The 16,937-nt window shown below is 58.4% G+C and carries 9 protein-coding genes and 1 pseudogene; 7 read left to right on the plus strand and 3 right to left on the minus strand.

Annotation, left to right across the window (positions count from 1 at the left end):
* Positions 1–20 precede the first annotated feature (20 nt).
* Together Q0816_RS17380 and Q0816_RS17385 are read right to left on the minus strand one after the other, a co-directional pair.
* Positions 21–635: a response regulator gene (locus Q0816_RS17380; protein ID WP_298852904.1), complete on the minus strand. Its 615-nt coding sequence runs from the start codon at positions 633–635 to the stop codon at positions 21–23.
* Positions 632–3,019 (minus strand): ATP-binding protein, encoded by a 2,388-nt coding sequence (locus tag Q0816_RS17385; RefSeq protein WP_298852906.1) that lies wholly within the window; start codon positions 3,017–3,019, stop codon positions 632–634. Before Q0816_RS17385 ends, Q0816_RS17380 begins: the two co-directional genes overlap by 4 nt.
* Positions 3,020–3,227: 208 nt before the next feature.
* Between Q0816_RS17385 and Q0816_RS17390 the strand changes: the two genes are divergently transcribed.
* The 6 genes from Q0816_RS17390 (at position 3,228) to Q0816_RS17415 (ending at position 15,493) form a co-directional block, all read left to right on the plus strand.
* Positions 3,228–4,190, plus strand: a complete 963-nt coding sequence (locus Q0816_RS17390; protein WP_298852908.1) for a TAXI family TRAP transporter solute-binding subunit — start codon at positions 3,228–3,230, stop codon at positions 4,188–4,190.
* A gap of 120 nt (positions 4,191–4,310) precedes the next feature.
* A complete protein-coding gene (locus tag Q0816_RS17395) occupies positions 4,311–6,929 on the plus strand; it encodes a TRAP transporter permease (RefSeq protein WP_298852910.1) in 2,619 nt (872 codons plus the stop codon).
* Entirely contained in the window at positions 6,926–7,375 is a 450-nt protein-coding gene (locus Q0816_RS17400; RefSeq protein WP_298852912.1) for a universal stress protein, read from the plus strand. The genes Q0816_RS17395 and Q0816_RS17400 overlap by 4 nt, the downstream gene beginning before the upstream one ends.
* A gap of 78 nt (positions 7,376–7,453) precedes the next feature.
* Complete coding sequence (gene ggt / locus Q0816_RS17405) at positions 7,454–9,205, plus strand: gamma-glutamyltransferase (RefSeq protein WP_298852914.1); 1,752 nt, start codon at positions 7,454–7,456, stop codon at positions 9,203–9,205.
* Positions 9,206–9,291: 86 nt separating this feature from the next.
* Positions 9,292–10,563 carry a diaminopimelate decarboxylase gene (locus Q0816_RS17410; RefSeq protein WP_298852916.1) on the plus strand — a complete coding sequence of 424 codons (1,272 nt, stop codon included), beginning with the start codon at positions 9,292–9,294 and terminating at the stop codon, positions 10,561–10,563.
* 109 nt (positions 10,564–10,672) lie between these two features.
* Positions 10,673–15,493 (plus strand): NAD-glutamate dehydrogenase, encoded by a 4,821-nt coding sequence (locus Q0816_RS17415; RefSeq protein WP_298852919.1) that lies wholly within the window; start codon positions 10,673–10,675, stop codon positions 15,491–15,493.
* A gap of 54 nt (positions 15,494–15,547) precedes the next feature.
* Here the strand turns inward: Q0816_RS17415 and Q0816_RS17420 are convergent.
* Positions 15,548–15,679, minus strand: a pseudogene (locus Q0816_RS17420) (aldehyde dehydrogenase family protein); the annotation flags it as partial.
* A 77-nt stretch (positions 15,680–15,756) separates the two neighbouring features.
* Between Q0816_RS17420 and Q0816_RS17425 the strand changes: the two are divergent.
* Positions 15,757–16,937: ISKra4 family transposase (locus tag Q0816_RS17425; RefSeq protein WP_298852922.1), on the plus strand; the 1,181-nt coding region annotated here is incomplete at its 3' end.

Below are 16,937 nucleotides of genomic sequence, written 5' to 3' on the forward strand. Positions count from 1 at the left end.
ACAAAGCCGACCAAGAGTCACTATGGGTGGGCAAATAGTTCAAAAAGTTCGATCGTGGTTTTTACTCCGACCTTCTGTTGAATGCGTCCACGATGGATTTCAACCGTGCGGGGACTGATCCCCAACTGGGCGGCGATCTCCTTACTCGACGTACGGGCTGGATGGGTCAGGATATACTGCAATACCTGCTCCTCGCGCTCGGTCAGCAAGCCACGCTTGTCCGCCAGTTTCTGTCGCCGCGACTTTTCATTGCGCAGTTGCTCGCCTACGTGCATGGCGGCATCGATCCGCTCTATCAGCACTGTTAAGTCAAATGGTTTCTCCAGAAAGTCGATGGCTCCGGCCTTGGTCGCCCGCACCGACTCAGGGATGCCTCCGTGACCCGAGATAAAGATGATTGGTAGGGTCGAATCGTGCCGGACCAGGTAATCCTGTAAATCCAACCCGTCCATGACGGGCATGCCATAGTCGAGGATCAAACAGCCAATGGCATCCTCACCGACTTGTTCCAGAAAGGCCAGCGCAGCGGCGAAATGTTCGACCCGCATTCCGCGCTTGCTGAGCGATCGGGACAAGGCGACGCGCACATCATCATCATCATCGACGATGAAGACGGTCAGCGGCTCTGGTGTCATGTATTGTTCTCCGCTTGGTCGCTGCGGCGCAAGGTGAAGCAGAAACACGCGCCGATGGCTTCGGTCGGGTCATGCCAGATGCGGCCACCATTGGCTTTGACGATGGTCCGGCAGATCGACAGGCCCAGCCCCATCCCGTCCGATTTCTGGGTGTCGAATGTATTAAACAAAGTTACATCCGCGCTGACGCCCGGCCCATTGTCTTTGACCTGAACCTCTATATGGCCTTCAGCGACCTGCGTTGTGATTGTGATCTGGCCAATCTCATCTGAATCGCGGGCAAGCGCGTCAATGGCGTTGCGCAGTAGATTGACCAGCACCTGCGCGATCTGCGTCCGGTTGCCGATAACGGGGGGCTGGGTGGCCTCGTTATAGACCAGCCGGATGTTATGCACCTTGGCCTCGGATTCCATAAGACTGACAGTCTGACCGATAAGGCCACCCAATTCGAACGGAGTCTGCCGCCCTCGATCCTTGCGCACCACTTCGCGCAATGCGCGGATGATATCACCTGCTCGACGCGACTGCCGGTCGATATCCGAAAGGATTTCGGTCAATTCAGGTTCGGGATTGCCGATCTCCTCCAGTGTGATCTTAGCCGCGTCAACATTGTAGGAGATCGCGCTGAGTGGCTGGTTCAACTCATGCGCAAGCCCCGAGGCCATCTCGCCCATCAGATTGACCCGTGCGACATGGGACAAATCGCGATTCAGGCGGCTGGCTTCGGCTTCGGCCTGTTTCTGTTCGCTGACGTCATCGACAATGGCAACGGCGTGGTCGGGCACGCCGTTTTCATCACGGATTAAAATTGCATTCACCCGCAGCCAGGTGGATGATCTGTCTTTGCGATTGAACTGGTTCTCCGCAATAAACTCGGAATCCTGCAGCAGCGTTTCGCGGAACTTTACCGCGATCTGCTGACCGTCATCGGGTAGTATATCGGCAAGCGTCATCTTCTCCAATTCACCGGGCTGATAGCCCATGATATCGCAAAGCTGTTCGTTCACCCGCTGGAACCGTCCAGTTTCCGGCGAGATTTGTGCCATCCCGCGCGAAGCGAGATCGAACGTGCGGCCATATGCGGTCTCGAACCGTTGCCTTTGACGCACTTCCTGCGTCAGTGCCGCGCCAGTATCTTCAAGCTCGCGATAGGGGCTGTGCAAACCTTCCTGTGCGGTGATTTCGCCACTGGAAAGGCGCTGCGTCTGACTGGCAAATGTGCGCACCGGGGCATAGATCCGGTCGGCCAGCGCCAGGCCGATCGCGCCGGTCAGAATGGCAATCGAAAGCGCGATCCAGATACCTTGCACCCGGTTCTTCTTAATTTCGCCAATGAAATTATCCTCGGCAGCATAGAGCCCGATCAACCAGCGCAGACCGGGTTCCGTAACTTCGATCAGCATGGCGACATAGTCCTGCCCATCCACTTCAAAATCTGAATGAACCGGGCCTTCGACTTTGGTCTTGCCGATTTGAGCAAGCGCACCAAAGGCCTGTTGGGCCAGAGGGTCATCAATCTTGTCCACCATGGGCAGTTCCGGATTATTGAAATCCGCGTCTTTCTCGATCAGAACCAGCGTCGGATGCGCCAGAACTGAACCGTCCTCGTTCAACACCAGTGCCGCACCGCGTTGTTCCGACCAGATATCCAGCAAAAAACCCGAAAGCGCGTCAATCTGAATGTCGACGCCTAGGATGGCGCGGATTTCGCCTGCGTCGTCCAACACCGGCACGCCATAGGTGATCCCCGGCTGTCGGGTGGTGTAGAAGATATAGGGCTGAGTCCAGATTGGAGCCTTTGCGGCATCGACCAGTCTGAACCACGGACGGGTGCGGGCCTCGTAGGTGTCTGTCTGTGTCTCTGCGGTGTCCAGCAGGGTGAAGCGGTCGTTGCGCCACTGAAAATCCGCAGGGTGTTCGGTGATCTCGGGCGCAAAGGGTGGGATGACCTTGGTGCGGTAACGACCGGGTTCCTCAGTGCGCATGACATAAACAAATCGCCCGGTGTCATCGGCCAGATAAATCCCCGCCAGTTGCGGGGCCACTTGTAATTGCTGAAAGAAATGGCTTTCCAGCGCGGCGATATCGTTGATGTCCAGCACATCGTTTTCCGCCAGCCGCCGCGTTGCATCCAGCACCTGCCGCGCCGGGTTCAGAAAGTTCTTAACCTGACCGATGACATTGACGCTGACCTCGTTCAGCGAAATCCGGGATTGCCGCAACAGCGCGTTTTCCGAACTGACAAAGGTCGATAATGTCACCGACAGCACCGCCACAAACTGCAGCCCCGCCAGACACAGGGCCAGCGTCGCGCGCAGCGACCTGCGCCTGCGGGCGGGTTCGGCCTGATCCCGGCGGAAATCCTGTTGCGCTGTGGTGTCCAATCTTCTGTCCAGATGGCGGTTGCGGATAGGCTCGGGTTATGATGCCCACGCCTTGGTCCAAAAGCCTATACGTAATCTACCGTATAGACACGCGCCGATTGGTTTCGCTTTCATATTTTGCATCTGGGTGGCTGATTCCAATACCGTGTATTGGGTCGATCAGGCATTCTCATAAGGATCAAAAAAGACTGACAACAGGAGTGTCAAAGTGCTCAATAAATCTTCAATCACAGCGGCTGTAACCGCCGCCTTTCTTGCGCCTGCTGCGTATGCGGAGGAGTTTATTACGATCGGGACGGGTGGTGTGACGGGTGTTTATTATCCGACGGGTGGTGCGATCTGTCGTTTGGTTAACAAGGGCCGTAAGGAGCATGGAGTTCGGTGTTCTGTGGAATCGACGGGTGGTTCGGTTTACAACATCAACACGATCCGCGAGGGTGAGTTGGAGTTTGGTGTGGCGCAGTCTGACTGGCAGTACCATGCGTATAACGGCACGTCGAAGTTTGAGGACGCGGGCGCGTTCGAGAACCTGCGCGCGGTGTTCTCGGTGCATCCTGAGCCGTTCACGGTTGTGGCGCGTGCGGATGCGGGCATTTCCAGCTTTGAGGATCTCAAGGGCAAGCGTGTGAACATCGGCAACCCCGGTTCCGGTCAGCGCGGCACGATGGATGTCGTTCTGGAAGCTATGGGCTGGACCATCGATGATTTCGAATTGGCCTCCGAGCTGAAAGCGGCCGAGCAGTCGTCGGCTCTGTGCGACAACCAGCTGGACGCGATGATCTACACCGTGGGTCACCCGTCGGGCTCGATTCAGGAGGCGACCACGGCGTGTGACTCGGTTCTGGTCAATGTGACCGGTGATGCGATCCAGGGTCTGATCGATGACAACTCGTACTATCGCACCGCGACCATTCCGGGCGGCATGTACCGCGGCTCGGACGGTGACACCACCACCTTTGGTGTGGGCGCGACCTTTGTGACCTCGGCGGATGTGTCGGATGACGCGGTTTATGCGGTTGTCAGCTCGGTCTTCGAGAATTTCGACGACTTCAAGAAGCTGCACCCGGCATTTGCCAATCTGCAGCCGGAAGAGATGATCGCGGATGGCCTGTCGGCGCCGCTGCATCCGGGTGCCGAGAAGTACTACAAGGAAAAAGGCTGGCTGCAGTAAGCCGGACCTGATGCGGGGCGCCTGTGACGGGCGCCCCGTTTGCACATCCGGGAAAACCCGGAGTGAAAGAGGCCGTAAGAACAGGGCCCAACTAATCGCAGAGCGACGGGGAGACGCTGTATGAGTTCCGACACACAATCCAATCGCCCGCTATCCGAGGAAGAGCTGCAGGATCTGGTGGCCTCGTCCGATGCGGGGGCCCGCAACCCGGCAGGGAATGTGGGGCTGTTTCTGGCCATTGTGGCGGTTCTGTGGTCGGTGTTCCAGGTGGTGCTGGCCTCGCCCTTGTCGAATGTGCTGCTGCCGGGCAGCGTGGTGAACAACTCGCGCCAGATTCATCTGGCCTTTGCGATCTTTCTGGCTTTTTCGGCCTATCCGGCGCTGAAATCCAGCCCGCGTGATTACATCCCCATTCAGGACTGGATCATGGGCGTGGTGGGTGCGGGCATCGCGCTTTACGGCTATATTTTCTATGAGAAACTGGTCGATAACGGCTTGCTGGCCGATGATGTCGACAAATGGGTGGCCCTGGGCGGGTTGCTGCTGCTGTTCGAGGCCGCGCGCCGCGCGCTTGGCCCGGCAATGGCGATCATTGCGACGATTTTCCTGGCTTATGTGTTCTTTGGCTCCTCCGACTGGGTGCCAGAGGTGATCCAATGGAAGGGTGCGAGCCTGAAAAAGGCGATGAGCCATATGTGGATCACGTCCGAGGGTGTGTTTGGCATCGCTTTGGGTGTGTCGACCAAGTTCGTGTTCCTGTTTGTCCTGTTCGGCGCGTTGCTGGATAAGGCCGGGGCAGGGAACTACTTTATCAAGATGGCCTTTGGCGCGCTGGGTCACCTGCGCGGCGGCCCGGCCAAGGCGGCTGTGGTGGGGTCTGCGGCGACGGGCCTGATCTCGGGCTCGTCGATTGCCAATGTGGTGACCACCGGCACGTTTACCATTCCGCTGATGAAGCGGGTGGGCTTTTCCAGCGAGCAGGCGGGTTCGGTCGAGGTGGCCAGTTCGGTGAACGGTCAGATCATGCCGCCGGTTATGGGGGCTGCGGCCTTCCTGATGGTGGAATATGTGGGCATTTCCTATGTCGAGGTGATCACGCACGCGTTTCTGCCGGCGGCGATTTCCTATATCGCGCTGGTCTATATCGTGCACCTGGAGGCGGTGAAGCGGAACATGCCGACATTGGGCGACCGCGTTGTCTCGATGGGGCGCACGATCGGCGGCATGGCGATCTTCTTCGTGGGTTTTGCCGGGCTGTGTTATGGCATCCAGTACCCGATCAAGGCGATCATTGCGCTGATCCCGGATGCGTCGGGGCTGGTGCTGTCGTCCCTGATCGTGCTTACCTATCTGTTCCTGCTGAAGCTGGCGGCGGGCGTCGAGGATCTGGTGCCTGATGATCCTAACGCCAAAGAGGTCGAGCTGCCGGTGATCGCCGAGATCTACAAGGCCGGTCTGCATTACCTGCTGCCGATTATCGTGCTGGTCTACTTCCTGATGATCGAGCAGAAATCGCCGGGCCTGTCGGCGTTCTGGGCGACCTCGCTGCTGTTTGTGATCCTGCTGACGCAAAAGCCGATGAAGTCGATCTTTCGCGGCGAAAGTGACACCGCAAATGCGTTCCGCGACGGTGTTGTCGACCTGTGGAACGGGTTGATCGACGGTGCCCGCAACATGATCGGTATCGCGCTGGCCACCGCCACCGCGGGTGTGATCGTGGGCACGGTGACGCTGACCGGTGTGGGGCAGGTCATGGCCGATCTGGTCGAGTTCCTGTCGGGCGGCAACCTGATCGCTATGCTGGCGCTGGTGGGCTTGCTCAGCCTGATCCTAGGCATGGGCCTGCCGACCACGGCGAACTATATCGTCGTCAGCTCGCTGATGGCCGGTGTGGTTGTCGAGCTGGGGGCGCAGGACGGTCTGATCGTGCCGCTGATCGCGGTGCATCTGTTCGTGTTCTACTTCGGCATCATGGCCGATGTGACGCCGCCGGTGGGTCTGGCCAGCTTTGCCGCTGCTGCCGTGTCGGGCGGGGATGCGATCAAGACGGGCTTTACCGCCTTCTTCTACAGCTTGCGCACCGTGGCGCTGCCGTTTGTGTTCATCTTCAACACCGATCTGCTGCTGATTGATGTCGGCTGGGTGCAGGGCATTCTGGTGGCTGTGTCAGCGACGATCGCAATCCTGATCTTCACCGCCGGTACCATGGGCTGGTTCCTGACCAAGAACCGCATCTATGAAAGCGTGGCGCTGATCCTGATTGCCTTTGCGCTGTTCCGTCCGGACTTCTTCATGAACCGCATCGCGCCGCCCTTCGCGCAGATCGAACCGGCGCAGCTGGAGCAGGCCGTGGGTGAGGCCGCGCCGGGCAGCAGCATGCGGATCGAAGTGGCGGGGCCGGATTTTGATACCGGCAACATGACCGAGACCACCGTGGTCCTGACCATCGGGGATGAGGCCGACGGCGCGACCCGTGTCGAAGCTCTGGGCCTGATCCCGCTGGACGAGGACGGCCTGATGAAACTGGAAGAGCCGCTGTTTGGCACGCCGGTTGCGGATGAGCTGGACATGTTCGACTATTACGCCGACGAGGCGGTTCGCATCACGGCCATTCAGGCCCCGCAGAGCCAGCCGCCGAAAGAGCTGATCTTCATCCCGGCGCTGCTGTTCCTCGGCCTCATTGCCTTCCTGCAAAGGGGCCGCGCAGCCCGCACCAACGAACAAGAGGTGACATCATGATCAAATCCGTCCTCTGTGCCGTGGATATCAGCAATGATGATCTGGATTCGGGCGTTCTTGAACGGGCTGCGGTGCTGGCCGATCTGGATGGCGCACAGCTGGATGTGGTCACGGTGCTGCCTGACTATGGCGAATCCTTTGTCGGCAGCTTCTTCGAGCCCGGGCATCACGAACAGGCTGTGGCCAAAGCCCAGGAAGCCCTTGAAGCACTGGGAAAATCGGTCCTGGGCGAAGAACGCAACGCCAAAATCCGCCACGTCGTGGCCACCGGCACCGCCTATCAGGAAATCCTGCATACCGCGAAAGAGGCCGGTAGCGACCTCATCGTCATCGGCGCTCATCGGCCCGATCTCAAAGACTATCTGCTGGGTCCGAATGCGGCCCGCGTGGTCCGGCACTCGGATGTGTCGGTCTATGTAGTGCGCTCAGTCACAGCCGGGGCCTAGCCCAAGACCGACTAGGGTAAAGAAAATCACAAGAGCAGAACAAACTGGAACACCGTCAATCATCACCGGGAGGATTTAATGATGAGGACATTTCTAAGAACCAGCGCGGCACTGGCCCTGGGGGTCATCGCGGGTGCAGCCAGCGCGCAGGATCCTGCGCCGGAATATGGTTATGGGTGGGAGGACAAGAATTCGGTCATCGGTACCGAGTTCATGGTTTCGGCTGCCAACCCGATTGCGGCCAAGGCGGGCTATGACGTGCTGGCCGCGGGCGGCACCGCTGCGGATGCGATGATCGCCGTGCAGCTGATGCTGAACCTGGTCGAACCGCAATCGTCGGGCATCGGCGGTGGTGCTTTCATGCTGTACTGGGACGCGGAATCCGGGAACCTGACCACCTTTGACGCGCGCGAGAAAGCACCCGCCAAGGCCACGCCGGAACGCTTTCTGAACGCCGAAGGTGAGAAAATCCCGTTTGCTGAGGCGATCTCGGGCGGTCAGGCTGTGGGTGTGCCCGGCATCCTGCGCCTGATGGAAGTGACCCATAACCTTTATGGCAAGAAAAGCTGGGCCTCGCTGTTCCAATCGACCATCGAACAGGCCGAGAACGGGTTTGAGGTTTCGCCGCGCATGGCGAACTCGATCCAGTCGACCATCGACCGCGAACGTTATCTGAACGTCTTCCCCGGTGCCAAGGAATATTTCTTCAATGAAGATGGTAGCCCGCTGACTGAAGGCACCCTGCTGAAGAACCCCGCCTTCGCCGAGACCCTGCGTATTCTGGCCGATCAGGGTGCGAATGCGTTCTATCACGGCCCGATTGCTGAGGATATCGTGGCTGCGGTGGACTCGACGTCCAAGGTGGAAAACAACATCACGCTGGAAGACATGGCCGCCTATCGGGTCAAGGTCCGCCCCGCTGTCTGTGCCGACTATCGCGGTTATGACGTCTGCGGTATGGGTCCGCCGACTTCGGGTGGTCTGACCGTCGGTCAGATTCTGGGTATCCTCAACAACTTTGACCTTAAAGGCACCGGCTGGAACGCCGAACTGGCACACCTGTACGCCGAAGCCGCCAAGCTGGCCTATGCCGACCGTGCGCTTTACATGGCCGACAGCGATTTCGTTGACGTGCCGGTCAAGGGCCTGCTGGACAAGGACTACTTGAAACTGCGGTCCGAGATGATCGACCCGGCCGCCGCAAGTGAAAAGCGCAAAGCCGGTGAGCCGCCGCGTGATCACACCGCGCTGTTTGCTCCGTCGCAGAACCCGGATCGTCCCGGCACCAGCCATATCGTGATCCGCGACCAGTATGGCAACGCGCTGTCGATGACCACAACCATCGAGACCTTCTTTGGCAGCCGCGTCTTCGTGCGGGGTTTCCTGCTGAACAACGAGTTGACCGACTTTGACCGCGCCCCCAAGGATGGCGATCGTCTGGTGGCCAACCGGGTCGAAGGCGGCAAGCGTCCGCGTAGCTCGATGTCGCCGACCATCGTGATGAAGGATGGCGAGCCCTATCTGTTGATCGGCTCGCCCGGTGGCAGCCGCATCATCAACTATGTGGCCAAGACCATCATCGCGATCCTAGACTGGGACATGGACCCGCAGGATGCCATCGAAACCGGTCACTTCGTGCACCGCAATGGGTCCAGCATGGACGTAGAGCAGGAAACTGCTGCGGCAGACTTTACCGAGGCGCTGACTGGCAAGGGTCATGAGGTCAAGGTTGTCGACTTGAACTCAGGCCTGCATGCGATCCTGATCAAGGATGGTCAACTGATCGGGGCCGCCGATCCCCGCCGCGAAGGTGTGGCGCTGGGTCAGTAACCCAAACAAACAAGATCGCGGCGGCTCAACCGAGCCGCCGCTTTCATTTCACGCCAAGCAATTTCATCCAAACCGGAGCCCGCCCCATGAACCGAGAGCACCAAATTCTGCAACGCGCCATTCAGGACCGGCTTCTGGGGGCCGAGACCACGGTTGTAGGTTTCATGGATCTGGACGGTCTGGCCAAATCCATCGACGATCTGATCGCGGCCTTTCCCGACAACTTCCAGCACACCTTTGCGGTCAAGGCGAACTCACTGCGCCATGTGCTGATGAAAATCTCGCATTGCGGCATCGGCGCCGAAGTGGCCAGCCCCGGAGAGCTGACCATGGCGCAGGCGGCGGGGTTCGATGTCCGCAAGATCATCTTCGATTCTCCGGCCAAGACGATGGATGATCTGCGCCAGTGCCTGAAACATTCCATCGCGTTCAATCTGGACAATGAACAGGAACTGGAACGTGTCGCCACGCTGATCGAGGACTATCCCAATTCCGAGGCCATCATCGGCTTTCGCATCAATCCGCAGATCGGCTCGGGTGCTATTTCATCGACCAGTACCGCGACCAACACGTCGAAATTCGGCTATCCCATCGGGGACGCGGGCAATCGCGAGAAGCTGATCGAGTATTATCTGAAATACCCGCGGCTGACCTCGATCCACACCCATGCTGGATCGCAAGGCTGCCCGCTGGAACTGATGGCGCAGGGTATCGGCGAATTGGTCGCAATCGCTGAAGAGATCAATACCCGCAAGGGGGAACAGCAGATCACCCGGTTGGATATCGGGGGCGGGTTGCCGGTCAACTTCGCTTCGCCCGAAGTCAAGCCGACCTTTCAAGAGTATTCGAACATTCTGCGCGACAAGGTGCCACTACTGTTCACCGGGAAATACTCGGTGAAGACTGAGTTTGGCCGCGCGATTGCCGCCAAGAACGGATTCATGGCAACTCGCGTGGAATACACCAAAAATGCCGGAGGTCGCCACATTGTGACCACGCATGCAGGCGCGCAGATCATGACGCGCACAGCGTTCCTGCCTGCGGCATGGCCGATCCGGGTGGAAGGTTATACGCCTGACGGATTGTTAAAAACCGAAGATAAAGTGCAGACAGATGTGGCCGGACCGTGCTGTTTCGCTGCTGATCTGGTGGCCAAGGATGTTTTGATCCCCCGACTCGATCCTAATGATTATGTAGCGATCTATGATACGGGCGCGTATTATTTCAGCAACCATTTCGACTATAACAGCCTGCCGCGCATCGCCGTTTACGGTGTCAGTACCAAGTCAGGCGAGCTGTCGATCGAGTTGATCCGCCGGGCGGAAACGCTCAGCGAGGTCGTCTCGAATATGTCTTAACGCTCCTGATGGGCTGTGCGCACTAGGATTATGGTAGCCGACGTATCTGTATTTTGAATCGACGGCCGACAGAAACTGAATGGCGGGCGACTGCCGCTGGGAGAGTGCAATGACAAAGGCTGAAAACCCCGCTTTCGATCAATTAATGGACGATGTCCGTGCCGTCGCTTCGGCGCGGTTGGACAAATCGGATTGTAACAGTTTTCTAACCGCCTTGGATTTACTGTTTGGTCGATCCTCGTTCGAAGATCTTCAGGGCCGGACAGCGGAAGACGTTTATGGCGCATCTCTGGCGCTCTGGAAATTTACGGCACACAAGCCGTCGGGCGAGGCACGGGTGCGAATGTACAACCCGCGTATGGCGGAACATGGATGGGAATGCGCCCATACGGTTCTGGAAATCGTCAATGACGACATGCCGTTCCTTGTGGACTCGGTCACGTCTTTTCTGGCCGGGCAGGGTTTGTCGATACACTCTCTGATACACCCGCTACTGTGGGTCAAACGAGCCACTGACGGCACCCGGATTGTTGCACCCGACGCTTCCGATGAAGGGTGTCTGGTCGAGTCGATGATCCAAGTTCAGATTGATCAGATCGGGGGCGAAGCGCAGATTGATCGGCTTGAGGCAGAGATCGTCCAGATCATGAAAGATGTGCGCGTCTCGGTCGAGGATTGGCAGCCCATAATGGAACGTCTGGGGACCGTGACCGAGATGCTCACGGGTAATGCCCCCGAGAAATCAAAAGCGGTCACGGCTGAGGCTGTCGAATTCCTTGATTGGCTGGCGCAAAACCACTTTACGTTTCTGGGATACCGCGAATATGCCGCTGACAGCAAAACTGGCGCAATGCGTCAGGTCGAAGAAACAGCGCTTGGCTTGATGCGCGATCCGGAATTCACCGTGCTGCGCGACCTAAAGGGCGATTTCACCGACCGCTCGCCTGAGATGGATGCCTTTGCCAGCGACATCTCCCCGCTGATGATCATCAAGGCGAACCGCCGCTCGACCGTTCACCGCGCGACTCATTTTGATCTGATCGGGGTCAAGCAGTTTGACGGGAAAGGAAAACAGACCGGTGAGCATGTGTTCATCGGACATTTTACCGCCGCTGCCTATAACCGCAGCCCCAAGTCGATCCCCCTCTTGCGGCAAAAGGTCGAGCGCGTCATCGAACGCTCCGGATTTACCCCGGACAGCCACGACGGCAAAGCCCTGACGCATGTGTTGGGGACCTATCCGCGTGACGAGCTGTTCCAGAGTTCTGATGATCAGATGTTTGAGAACGCCATCAACGCTCTGCATCTGACCATCCGGCCAAGGTCCCGGCTGTTGCTGCGCCCCGATCGCTTCGGGCGGTTCGCGTCCTGCCTCGTCTACGTCCCGCGCGAACGCTACAATACCGAGTTGCGGACTAAAATCGGTGATATTCTCGCCGAAGAGTTCGATGGCCGTGTGGCCACATGGGAACCCGCTTTTGATGAGGTTCTGGCACGGGTGCATTATGTCATCGCGCTCAGCGGCAAGGTTGCCTCGAAGGAAGAGGCTGCCGCTCTGGAGGCGCGGATCATCGACGCGGTGCGCAGCTGGGGCGATCACCTTCATGACGCGCTGGTTGAACGCAAGGGTGAATCCGAAGGCAACAGGCTGCATGCGCTCTATAGCGATGGGTTTGCCGTGTCCTATCGGGACGAGTTTCAGGCCGTCACCGCCGTATCCGACATTGACAAGATGGAGCAGTTGGACAGAGAAACCGACCTTGTCTTGATATTCTACCGCAGGCTTGAAGACCCTGAGCACAGCGTGCGTTTCAAACTGTACAAGCGCGGGCAGTCCGTGCCGCTGTCCGATTGTCTTCCAATTCTCGAAAACCTGGGTTTTCGCATTCTGGCCGAGCATCCGTTCCGGATTGACCGAGGTGAGGAAACCATTTGGATTCATGACTTTCACATGCAGTCGTCGGACGGACAGGGTATCGACGTCACTGCCGTCCGCAGCAATCTTGAAGACGCTTTTTCTGCCCTCTGGGCGCAAGAGGCGGATGACGACCCGCTGAACCGGCTGGTGCTGGTTGCTGGCCTGTCCATTCGCGAAACGGCGCTGTTGCGGGCCTATGGCGGTTACCTGCGTCAGGCGCGAATTCCGTATTCGGTGCCCTATATGCAGGATTCCCTGATCGCAAACCCCGGCATCTCGGGTAAGCTGGCGGCCCTGTTTAAGGCCTTGTTCGACCCGGCCACCGCAGGGGATGCCGACGCGCGTCAGAAGGCAGCAGAAAAAATCTCGGCGGATATCGAAGCCATGCTGGAGAAAGTCGCCAGCCTCGACTTCGACCAGATCCTGCGCCGGTTCCGTAATGCCATTCAGGCGACGCTGCGCACCAACTATTTCCAACCCGATGCTGATGGTCGCGACAAATCTTACATGTCGTTCAAGTTCGATTGTTCCAAACTGGACGAACTGCCGCTGCCGCGCCCGTGGCGCGAGATTTTTGTCTACTCGACCTCGGTCGAAGGGGTGCATTTGCGCTATGGTTCGGTTGCGCGCGGTGGCCTGCGCTGGTCCGACCGCAAGGAAGACTACCGGACCGAAGTGCTGGGGCTGGTAAAGGCGCAGCAGGTCAAGAATGCGGTTATTGTGCCGGTCGGCTCGAAAGGTGGGTTCCTGCCCAAAACCCTGCCCGCCGGTGGCACCCGGGAAGAGGTGATGGCCGAGGCGGTGCGCTGTTACCGGATTTTCCTGTCCGGCATGCTGGACATCACCGACAATATTTTGGGTTCCGATATCATCGCGCCCAACGCCGTTGTGCGCCGCGATCCCGACGACCCTTATCTGGTTGTTGCCGCCGACAAGGGAACGGCGACTTTTTCAGACTATGCCAACGCTTTGGCCACGGAATACGGGTTCTGGCTGGGCGACGCCTTCGCCTCGGGCGGCTCGAACGGATATGACCACAAGGGCATGGGGATCACCGCCAAGGGCGGGTGGGAGGCCGTGAAACGCCATTTCCGCGAGTTGGATCACGACACCCAGACGCAGCCCTTTACGGTCATCGGCTGCGGGGACATGTCGGGGGATGTGTTCGGCAACGGGATGCTGTTGTCGGATCAGATCAAACTGGTTGCCGCATTCGACCACCGTGACATTTTCATCGACCCCACCCCTGATCCGGCGATCAGCTTTGCCGAGCGCAAGCGGTTGTTCGAACTGCCGCGTTCTAGCTGGGAATCCTATGATTCTAAGCTGATCTCAAAAGGTGGCGGTGTATTCTCGCGGTCGTCCAAGTCTATCAAGCTGACGCCCGAGATCAGAAAGCTGACTGGGCTGGACGACAAAACTGTCACACCGTTTGAACTGATCCGTGCCTTGCTGAAATCGCAGGCCGACCTGATGTGGTTCGGCGGGATCGGCACCTATATCAAAAGTGCCGCTGAATCCCACGCCGATACCGGCGATCGGGCCAACGACCAGATCCGGGTCAACGCCAACGAAGTACGGGTGCGGGTGATCGGCGAGGGTGCCAATCTTGGCGTCAGCCAAATGGGCCGTATTCAACTGGCTCAGGGCGGTGTCAAAATTAACAACGATGCTGTCGACAACTCGGCAGGGGTCGATTGTTCAGACCACGAGGTCAACATCAAGATTGCCTTTGGCGCAGTCGTCGATGCGGGCGACATGACGGAAAAACAGCGCAATACGCTGCTGGCCAAGATGACCGACGAGGTCAGCGAACTGGTGCTTAAGACCAATTACCATCAGACCCTCGCAATCTCGCTGGACGAGGCCGCAGCCCCCGCGCTGCTGGACAACCATGTCCGGTTCATGGAGGGGCTGGAGGTCGAAGGCAAACTGGACCGCGCGGTCGAGTATCTGCCCGATGACGAAGAAATCGCCGATCGCCGCGCCGCCGGTCGGGGCCTGACCCGGCCAGAGATCGCCGTGCTTGTGGCCTATGCCAAGAACGACATCTTCTCGGATCTGGTGAAGTCGGATGTTCTTGACGACCCGTATATGGAACGGTTCCTGATCGAATATATGCCGACCCCCTTGCGTACCGCGCATCTTGAGGTTCTGCGCAACCACCGCCTGCGGCGCGAGATCATTGCCACCGTGGTCGTCAACATGCTGGTCAACGAAATCGGCCCGACATTCTGCGCGCGCCTGCGCGAAGATACCGGCGCGACCGTGGGTGAGATCGTCAAAGCCTTTATCATTGACCGCGAGATTTTTGGCCTTGCCGAAACCGCAGCCGAAGTTAATGCGCTGGATAACACGCTTGCGGCAGATGTGCAGATCGAGATTCATCGCGCGCTGTCAGAGATGCTCGCCGCTCAGTGCCAGCGGCTGATCAAGAACAATGCCCGTTCGATTGGCGATGCGATCTCAGTCTATCAGCCGGGGATCGCCGAAATCGCGTCAGTGGCCGAGGCGACGGTCAGCGCGTTTTCACTGGAACGGCTCAAGCAGCGGACGGACGAATTGCTTAAAAAGGGCACTCCGGACGATCTGGCCTCGAAAGTTGCGACGCTTGAGCTGCTGGGCGGCGCGATGGACATCTTTGAAGTCTCGGAACGCTTGCAGCTTGAGGTACGCGATGTGGCTGCCAGCTTTTTCGCAACTGGGGCCCGGTTCAGCCTCGACTGGTTGCGGTCGCGTGCCAGAAGTGTTGCCGTTGGCGATCATTGGGAACGGGTCGCGCTTGCCCGTCTGATGTCGGATATCCGGGTGCATCAGTCCAACATTGCTGCCGCTGCGCTGGTGCTGTCCGGGGCGAATTCCGGCCAGGAAAGTGTTGCCCATTGGGTGGATCAGAACGGGGATTTGGTGCAACGCACGGACCGGCTGATTGCCGAACTGCGCTCGGGTGGCGCGTTAAGCGTGTCCAAGCTGGCGGTTGCGTCCTCGCATTTCGCGTTGCTGGCGACCTGAGTTCGGGCCTGCCCGAGACCAGACAAAAAAAGGACCGGGCTTGTGCGAAACCCGGTCCTTGGTGACGCCGGTCAGGACGGTCGGTTCAAAGAACGTGCCGCCGAGGCCAGAGCGTTTGCCGCCCAGCGTCACGGTTGCGCACTTGGACACCGCGTCCGAGATATGTCCCTCGACCTTGTCGACCGCCTTTGGGAGTGGAAAAACCTTGGGGGCCTAAATTGATCTTGGTCTATCCTGATGGCTTTGTCGCAGGAGGATTTGGTGTGAAAGTTCGGATCAGGATTGAAACGGAGTTTGGGTGGGGCGAGTGCCGGTCCCATGATATTGGCGTCATTGAGCGGTGTTCTATCGATCCGTCGGAAGACGGCCTTGGTATCAGCCTTGCTGAGGGCAAATCGATCTTGAAAGAAGTCCAGCGCGCTGTTCTCCAGGATCAAGTGGAAGAAATCAGCAAAGTCGCGCGGGTATGCCGTCACTGCCATTCGTATTTGCCTGTGCATGATTGTCGTAAGCGACGTGTCGATACTCATTTCGGTCGTGTGACTGTCGAAGCGCCTCGGGACCGGATGTGTATGTGCGGCTTCCCGGGCTTACCTGCATTCAAGGCAGCGTATTCTCCGCTCACGCGGATTTTGAAAGACAATGCCACACCCGAATTTAGGAGGCTTCAAGCCGAGCTGGGTGCCCGGCATAGTTTTCGGGAAGCCGCGCGTCTGTTGAACGAGCTCACACCTTGCGCCACCCAGAACCATGCAACGATCCGGAACCGGCTTGCGTCGGTTGCCAAGGCCCTGGAAGATCGCTGTTGCGAAGAACCGACGGATACGGCCATTCAAGCAAAACCTACCGAGGTGGCGGTCTTTCTGGACAGCGCATATGTTCGTTCACGCCTCGAATATCAAAGGCGAAATTTCGAAGTCATTGTGGGGTCGATTGAAAGCGAAACAGCTGAAAAACGGCGGTTTGGATTGAGCCAGATGGGTGCCGATCACCCGATTGAACACCTGCGGTCCAGCCTGAAAGCCGCTGGTTGGGAGGATGGCGTTGCAGTCACTGTTCTTTCTGATGGGGATCCCGCGCTGCCTCGCTTGGTCAGAAACGCAACGGGTGCCGATGTTCGTCACATACTAGATTGGTGGCATATATCGGCGCGCAACCGACATGTGGAGACAACATTTCAAACGCTGGCATCACACACTGGAACCGAAAGTAGCGCAGAGATTGCTGCCCTTGTTGAGACACTTCGCTGGCGCATATGGCATGGCCAGACAGACCGAGCGCGCGATACGCTTGATGTCTTGTTCCGCTTCGCGATGCGCGTGCGCGAACACACCCATGGTCAGTCAAACGATGCGGCGCTCTCGGTCGCCTCACGCGCTATGGATCTGAGAACGTACTTGAGCCACAACCTGTCAGCTATCACGAACTACGGGCAAAGACGTCA

The sequence above is a fragment of the uncultured Ruegeria sp. genome, assembly GCF_947497005.1.
Classification (GTDB): Bacteria; Pseudomonadota; Alphaproteobacteria; order Rhodobacterales; family Rhodobacteraceae; genus Ruegeria.